Annotated in this window: 8 protein-coding genes; all 8 read right to left on the bottom strand. The window is 35.0% G+C overall.

Annotated features, from left to right (window positions below):
* Positions 1–402: 402 nt before the first annotated feature.
* Positions 403–1,095: a 5'-methylthioadenosine/S-adenosylhomocysteine nucleosidase gene (gene mtnN, locus HF990_RS10000; RefSeq protein ID WP_016838600.1), complete on the bottom strand. Its 693-nt coding sequence runs from the start codon at positions 1,093–1,095 to the stop codon at positions 403–405.
* 59 nt (positions 1,096–1,154) lie between these two features.
* Positions 1,155–1,847, bottom strand: coding sequence for a YrrS family protein (locus HF990_RS09995; RefSeq protein ID WP_016838601.1), 693 nt, complete (start codon positions 1,845–1,847; stop codon positions 1,155–1,157).
* 148 nt (positions 1,848–1,995) lie between these two features.
* Positions 1,996–2,484 carry a transcription elongation factor GreA gene (gene greA / locus HF990_RS09990; protein ID WP_016838602.1) on the bottom strand — a complete coding sequence of 163 codons (489 nt, stop codon included), beginning with the start codon at positions 2,482–2,484 and terminating at the stop codon, positions 1,996–1,998.
* A 299-nt stretch (positions 2,485–2,783) separates the two neighbouring features.
* Positions 2,784–4,049, bottom strand: coding sequence for a peptidase U32 family protein (locus tag HF990_RS09985; protein WP_172597920.1), 1,266 nt, complete (start codon positions 4,047–4,049; stop codon positions 2,784–2,786).
* A 28-nt stretch (positions 4,050–4,077) separates the two neighbouring features.
* Complete coding sequence (locus tag HF990_RS09980) at positions 4,078–5,010, bottom strand: peptidase U32 family protein (RefSeq protein WP_016838604.1); 933 nt, start codon at positions 5,008–5,010, stop codon at positions 4,078–4,080.
* A 6-nt stretch (positions 5,011–5,016) separates the two neighbouring features.
* Positions 5,017–5,649: an O-methyltransferase gene (locus HF990_RS09975; RefSeq protein ID WP_016838605.1), complete on the bottom strand. Its 633-nt coding sequence runs from the start codon at positions 5,647–5,649 to the stop codon at positions 5,017–5,019.
* A 244-nt stretch (positions 5,650–5,893) separates the two neighbouring features.
* Positions 5,894–6,988 carry an endolytic transglycosylase MltG gene (mltG, locus tag HF990_RS09970; RefSeq protein WP_040764647.1) on the bottom strand — a complete coding sequence of 365 codons (1,095 nt, stop codon included), beginning with the start codon at positions 6,986–6,988 and terminating at the stop codon, positions 5,894–5,896.
* A gap of 322 nt (positions 6,989–7,310) precedes the next feature.
* Positions 7,311–7,829 (bottom strand): DUF1292 domain-containing protein, encoded by a 519-nt coding sequence (locus HF990_RS09965; protein ID WP_016838607.1) that lies wholly within the window; start codon positions 7,827–7,829, stop codon positions 7,311–7,313.
* Positions 7,830–7,857: the final 28 nt, after the last annotated feature.

Here is a 7,857-nt window from a genome sequence, read left to right as displayed (position 1 = left end):
TGTTTTGCCTCCAGCTTCCTTCAGATTCCGCGTCACCACGGACACCCTTGCTCTTGGCTAACCTCTACTTCTGTCTTCGGGGTTCGGGACTTACACCCTATAGTTCATGTACATGCCGGGCGCACAACAATGAGCCAGCTCAAATGTTGAGCCGGCTCAATTCTTATATAAATAGAAAAAGCTCATTTAAATATTAATTTAAACGAGCTAATTGTTTTTTATTTTGATTTTACAGAACCGTCATTTGCACCGTACCAAGCAATCAATCCAACAAGTGCAGTAATTGTTACAGAAACTAACATTAATGTTAAAATCATACCTTTACCTCCTCCAAAAATGCATAACGAGCTTACATATATATTACTTTTTACCAAATGATGCAGTCAAGACCTTCTAGAATCCTTATAATTTCTCTATCGTTTTCAGAACAATTGCAGTTGAATGTTTCGCCGCCAATGGTAAAAACTCATCAAATGAAATGTCGGATTCTTTCCCTGCAATATCTGATAAGGCGCGAATGACTACAAATGGCGTTTGAAATTGATAACATACTTGGGCAACCGCAGCAGCTTCCATTTCACATGCTTTCATTTGCGGAAAATGTTTTCGAACCGCTTCAACTCGTTCAGGGTCATACATAAATGAATCACCGGAACAAATGAGCCCTACTCCATATTGATGTTCCCCTACTTCTTTTACCGACTCAACAGCCAGTTTCATTAACTTTTCATCTGCTTTGTAAGCAGGTGGCATTTGCGGTACTTGCCCCATTTCATATTTAAAAACAGTACAATCCACATCATGGTGTCTAACTTCATCTGATATTACAACGGAACCTACTTCTAAATCAGGGTCATAGCCGCCAGCAGAACCTGTATTGATAACAACATCTGGTTGAAAATGATGAAGTAAAATCGTTGTGGACATGGCAGCATTCACTTTTCCAATTCCGCTTTTCAATAAAACGACATCTTTTCCTTTATATGTACCAGTAGTATATTCACAATTTGCAATGGTCGTAACGGTTTTATTTTCTAATGCTTTTCGCAATAATTCAACCTCTTCTTCCATTGCACCGATAACTGCAATTTTCATATTTTAATTCCTCCTTGAAATCCACATCTATTCCAACTTAACGGAAATATCCATTGAGGTCAATTCATTACTTCATACGTGCCATCAATTTTTTTTAGTATTTCTACTTTAATTGGAATCCATCCTGCATTTTCAATCCATTTTATGTGAACTCGATATTTTTCTGTTTGATCTTTTGATGATACAACGGCAACTGCCCCTTTTCCTGTGCCATCATTTCTTACAGACCAATAAATAATATTATCTTCTTGTAATTCCACAGCATTTCGAATCGTCAATAATTTTTCTTCATAATCTACATGGCCCTCTTCAAAAGCAGAAACGTGCTCACCAGTTTGTCTCGTAGGCGTCACTTGCCAGTTGTTATTAACAATGACTTTTTCCACATTGGCATCTGAGGAAGTAGACACGATAATTTCATCATTGTTTTCATCATGAATGGACGAATTGTCTTCTTGCAGATTATTTGGCTCTTCATTTTTATTTGAAGCGTCTAAAGATTCTTCTTCATCCTTTTTACTATCCTGCTCCTCCAATTCTTCACTATCTTCATGTTCTTTTAATTCTTCCACTTTCGTATCTTCTCTAGCCACTTCATCTTCTTCATCATCTTTTACGATGAAATAAATATTAATCACAATTAACGTAAATACAATGGCTATCAATACATTGAGTATACGATTCATTTTTCGTTTATTATCTGAATAACGTTTCATTCTACGGCTATTTAATTCTTGTTTTTCCTTCGCCATATGATTCCTCCTTATATTTCTTTTTCCATATTACCAAGAAATTGAGATAAACAAATACTTCAACTAAATTTTTAATATTGTTGTCATATGAATATTACAAATGAAAAAGTCGACAAATTTTTATAAAATTTGTCGACTTTATTATCCATTAGTCGTTTGAAGAACGAATTGCTACGATTTTAACTTCCATTTCGCCGCCAGGAGTTGTTAATTTCACTACATCTCCAACTTTATGACCTAATAATGCTTTCGCGATTGGAGAATCGTTCGAAATTTTTCCTTCAAAAGGATCTGCTTCTGCAGAACCAACGATTACATACTCTTCTTCTTCGCCATCCGGCAATTCAATAAATGTTACCGCTTTACCAAGGGTAACGATATCTGCATCTTCTTCGCTTTCTTCAATAATCACTGCGTTACGCAACATATTTTCAATTGCAGAAATACGCCCTTCTACAAATGCTTGTTCTTCTTTTGCAGAATCATACTCGGAGTTTTCAGATAAATCTCCAAAACCACGAGCAACTTTAATGCGTTCTACAACTTCTTTTCTTTTTTCTGTTTTCAAATATTCAAGTTCTTTTTCTAATTTTTCTTTACCCGCTAAAGTCATTGGGTATTGTTTTTCGTTTGACAAGACACTCACTCCTTAAGAAACATCACTTTTTTCATCCAATCACATTACCATATTTTGTAATGCAATCGTTTTCTTTTTCTGAAGAAAAATTTCTTATATATGATAAAACCCGGTTATTAGAAAAGCATATGTTGCCTTTGGACAATTTAGAAGAATCCAACGGACGCTTTCTAATAACCGAATTTTATTTCAACAATATATCAAATTGTCATTTAATAGTGAATAATGTAAAAATCATGCAAAAGAATCAATACCATACTCATCATATTATACTATGAGTTTTGTTTCAAGAGCAGTTCTTATTTATTTTTTCTTCTCATCATATTGTATCGGTGAAGTGGTTTTTCGACTTTAAATTTCACGATTTGAAGTGGGTGGTTCGCCACCTCAATCGGTTCATTCTCTTCATTCCACATTTGACCGACTGTCATAGTAAATGTATCGATTTCTGGACCGAAGAATTCTACCGTATCTCCTGTTTTGAAGTAATTGCGCTGTTGCAATGTAACCATTTGTGTTTCCTCATCATAATCAAAAACAAATCCAGCAAAATCCCATTCCGGCTTCTTCGCATGGAAACCAAACATTTGTTGTTTATAGCTAGGTTCGCCTTCAAAGAATGCTGAAGCTGTGGCACGATTTGCACAACGATCTAATTCTTCCAACCATTCTCTTTTAATTTTGAAATTTTCCGGATCCGCACAATAGCTATCGATCACTTTGCGATAAACTGAAATTACCGTAGCAACGTAATGAATGGATTTCATGCGCCCTTCTACTTTTAATGAATCAATTCCTAATTCTATCATATGAGGAATGGATTCAATTAATTTTAAATCTTTCGGGCTCATTGCAAAAGGTGCGTCTCCTTCATTAAATAAAGGTTTTTCTTCCCCATTTACATTTTCATATAAGTCATAATCCCAACGGCAGCTTTGACAACAACCGCCACGGTTTGAGTCACGAGCTGTCATGTGATTTGATAACACACAACGCCCAGAATATGCAATACACATAGCACCGTGAACGAATGTTTCAATCTCAATATCCACTTTTTCTTTGATTAGACGAATCTCTTCCGCACCTACTTCACGGGCTAAAACAACCCGATCCAAACCTTCAGATTTCCAGTATTTTACCGCTTTCCAGTTCGATAAAGATTGCTGAGTTGAAAGATGGATTTCCAACTCTGGCGCTACTCTTTTACATGTTTCAATAATTAATGGATCTGCTACAATGATTCCTTTTACACCTACGTCAGCAATTGCACGCAAATATTCTTCTAGGCCTGCCATATTTTCATTGTGGGCAAAAATATTTGTCGTTACATAAATTACTGCACCATATTTTTTTGCAAATTCAACACCTTCACGCATTTCTTCAATGGTGAAATTATCTGCATTGGAACGCAATCCAAATTCTTGACCACCGATAAATACTGCATCAGCACCGTAATGTACAGCTACTTTTAATTTTTCTAAACTACCCGCAGGAGCAAGTAATTCCGGCTTTTTCGTAATAATGCGTTTGCCATTTATTGTTTCACGAATGCTTTCATTTTCAATTAATTGTAACAATGGAGATCCCCCTTTCTTAATAAACTGTTTCCTTATAAATAAATCCAGTATCTAATGGACGTAATGGCGGTTGAATTGCTTTAATTTTTTCGAATAATTCATCTTTTATTTCATCATAAGTATCTTCCCCTTCATCGAAATAAGCATCAATTGCTTGTCGATAAAGGCTTGTTACTGTCGTAATATATTCTTCAGTTTGCAAAATTCCATCAATCTTCAACGAATCGATTCCCGCTTCGAAAAACTCTGTTAATTCATCAATTAAACAAATATCATTTGGTGAGAAAATATGCGTTCCATTCAAGTCTTCATATATCGGATATTTGTTGTTACGTTCTTTATCGTGTAAGAACATGTTTTTATTTTCTTTTCGATTTTCAATTTCCATTACTTCTCCTCGGTAAAGGAAATAGTTTCCTAATAATTTCCGTTTTGATTGGAACATGCAAGTCATCCCATGTACTTGTACTTCAATTTCGTATTTGGAGTTTTCTTTTATTTCTAAAATCTCATCAAGGGATAACTCACGGGCTAATACTGCACGCTTCGCTCCTCGTTCTCCCCAATAATTTACTTGGAACCAGTTTGTTGCTGTTGTTTCTGGATTCCAATGTAGAGGAATTGTAATACCAAATTCCCGAACTGACATGAGAACTGCAGGGTCACCGAATAAAATCGCATCAGGTCCAATTTGTTGTAATTGTTTTAAATATTCATCCAACGCATCAATGCGATCATTATGGAATAAAGCATTGCAAGAAACATAAACTTTCTTACCTGCTTCGTGGATGATTTGCGTGGCTTCTTTTACTTCGTCAATGGAAAATTCTCCGGCAAGTCTCAATCCAAATTTTTGTTCACCGATAACAAATGCATCGGCACCAGCCTCGATTAATTCTTTAATATGGGGTATTGATTTAGGCGTCACGAGTAATTCTGGTTTTTTCAAATGTCTTCACCTCTTTAAACAAATTAGTAAACCATCGCCAACGGGGACAAAGGTCGTAGAATAATCTGAATGGTTTTTAATCCACTCGGTAAACTCTTTTAAATTGCGAATCATCGAGCGTTTTCGTTTTGGTACTTCTTCCAATGGAATGTCCGATAATCCGTGCATGTAAATATTGTCAATATAAATGACTCCACCTGACGGAACTAGGGGAGAATATTTTTCAAAAAAGCGCATATTTTGCCCTTTCGCTGCATCAATAAAAACAGCATCAAAAGTAGATTGAAACTTCGTTACATCTACTTCTAACGCATCTCCTTCAATCACCGTAATTCGGTTTCCAACGTGACTTTCCTCAATAAACTGCTTAGCAAGTTGGACGCGTTGTTCATCTCTTTCGATTGTAACGATACGGCAATAAGGCACCGCTTCAGCAATGCGAATAGCCGAATAGCCAATTGCTGTACCAATTTCTAAAACTGTCTTCGGTCGTTGAATACGCAGTATTTGAGTTAAAACTTCGATTGCCGAAGCTTTCATAATCGGAACATGGTGATTTTGTGCATATTGTTCCATTTTTTGCAGCAATTCATTCCGAGGATGAATGAAGGACTCTATGAACTGATCTGAAAACTCCATGTTTTCTCTCCTTCAGATTATATATAAAAAGAAAAAAACCAAACGAGTTGGCTTTAATCAACTACACTATGGAAAAATCACATCTAATCATAACATGAAAATCAATGGAAAGCGAACATTCTTTACTATTTTCATATTGAAAAGTTTAGAATTCAGACTATTGACCGAATGATTACCAATATCGGAATTGAATGAATAAAAAATAGCAGTTAACCAACATGGTTAATTCTGCTATTTTTGCATTTTATTTATTATTCAAATAAAGACTTTTGTTTTGTAGATGTTCATCGTATGATTTCGCGAAATGATTGTTCCCTTCTTTATCCGCTAAGAAATAGAGATAATCAGTATCTGTAGGATTTAAAGCAGCTTCAATTGAAACGACACCAGCATTAGCAATTGGACCTGGTGGTAATCCTGGGTTCACATAAGTATTGTATGGACTTTGAACTTCTAAATCTTCATATAATACTCTTTCTTTATGTCCGCCTAATGCATATAATACAGTTGGGTCCGTTTGAAGAGGCATGCCGATTTCTAATCGGTTATAAAATACGCTTGCAATCGTCTCGCGATCCGTCTTTTCAGTGGCTTCCTCTTCCAATAATGAAGCAAATGTTAATAGCTCATGAACTGTCATCTCTTTTTCTGCAATTAAAGATTGATACTCATTGATGACATCGTTTGTTTTTTCAATCATCGGAATAACGATATCATCTAAAGTAACATCTTCTTCATAGAATGCGTAAGTCGCAGGAAACAAATATCCTTCTAACGGGTAACGGATGTTGGAATCCAATACCTCTTCCGTAATAAGTTCAGGATAAGAAGCCATCATGCTATTAATGAATTCTTCGCTGTTTACCTTCTCCATAAACTGTTCTTTTGTGTATTTCGTCTTTTTTTCAATAATGTTAGCAATCTGCTCTAATGTTAATCCTTCTGGAATCGTTATCGCTAGTACAGGTTCTCTATATACTTTTCCTGTTTTCAAGCTTTCTAAAATTTCATCTAAAGTCATGCTTGGCGACATCGTATAATTGCCGGCTTGGAAATTCGACTGATTATTAAATTTTGCGTAATATTTAAAGATTGTCGCATTTTTTATAATACCATGTTCTTCTAATATTTTTGAAATGGTAGATAACCCAGAGCCCATAGGAATTTCTACTTGAATTTGTTTTTCCGATTGTGGATCAACAGGCTGTAATGCACTTTTTACAAATAACGTGCCAGATAACCCAACAACTACAATTAACGTCAAAATAAACAGCGTTACTGTTGTTACAATTCGACGGACTACTTTTCCTTCTTGTTTACGCAATTTTACTTTATCCATTATTTCATTTTTCCTTTGTTGTTCTTGCTCCACTGGTTTCCCCCCTTGCAACTCTTAACATATCATATAAAATTATGAAAGAATTAACAATATTGAAATGCGCTTTCGGTTGACTCTTTCGTTTTGTATATGTATTTGTACGTTTTTTCACAAGAAAAAGTTCTATCAATCTTATCATTTCTGATAAATACGAATTTTCAAACAACAATTTATAACAATGATGATTTAATAAATTGTCAATACAACTGTTTTTATTATGTTTCCCTGCGGTATGAAAAAATCAAACCGCAGGAATTCTTCAGCCTAAAAGGATTGATTAGAGTTATTGATTCAAAAACTCAACTGTTTCTTCAATTTTTTTCCATTCCTCATCTGACTCTACTGGGAAAATTTCTTGTATTTCACCATCTTCCGAATCGACGTAGCTTGCAACATAAAGGTTTTCAATTGGTTCCGTTTCATCGGTTGTATACACGACATATTTTTTTCCGAATTCATCTAATGTAAATCGATAAATGACTTTGCATTCTATTTCATTTCCTTCTTCATCCGTTGCAATAAATGCGTCTCTTTCTTCTTCAGAAAATGTATCAACTAGTGTATTGTATACTTCTTCAACCATGTCCCACTCTTCTTCTGTTTCCAATTCCTGAAAATTCGTCATTTCTAAATTTTCATCAAGTTCATATCGTACTGCTGAAATTTCTTCGCTTTCATTACCATCTTCATCGATTATCGTATAAATGCAATAAGAATGGTCGTCTGTATCAAAGGTAAATAATACTTTGCATTTCATCTCTACACCATCTTCTGTTGTTAAATAAAAATATTGTTGATCCATGTTTTCCTCCTAATATTTATAACCTTTT

This window comes from Ureibacillus thermosphaericus (assembly GCF_012396605.1).
Taxonomy (GTDB): Bacteria; Bacillota; Bacilli; order Bacillales_A; family Planococcaceae; genus Ureibacillus; species Ureibacillus thermosphaericus.
Note: the sequence above shows the minus strand (reverse complement) of the source record. Positions and strands in the feature narration are given on the sequence as shown.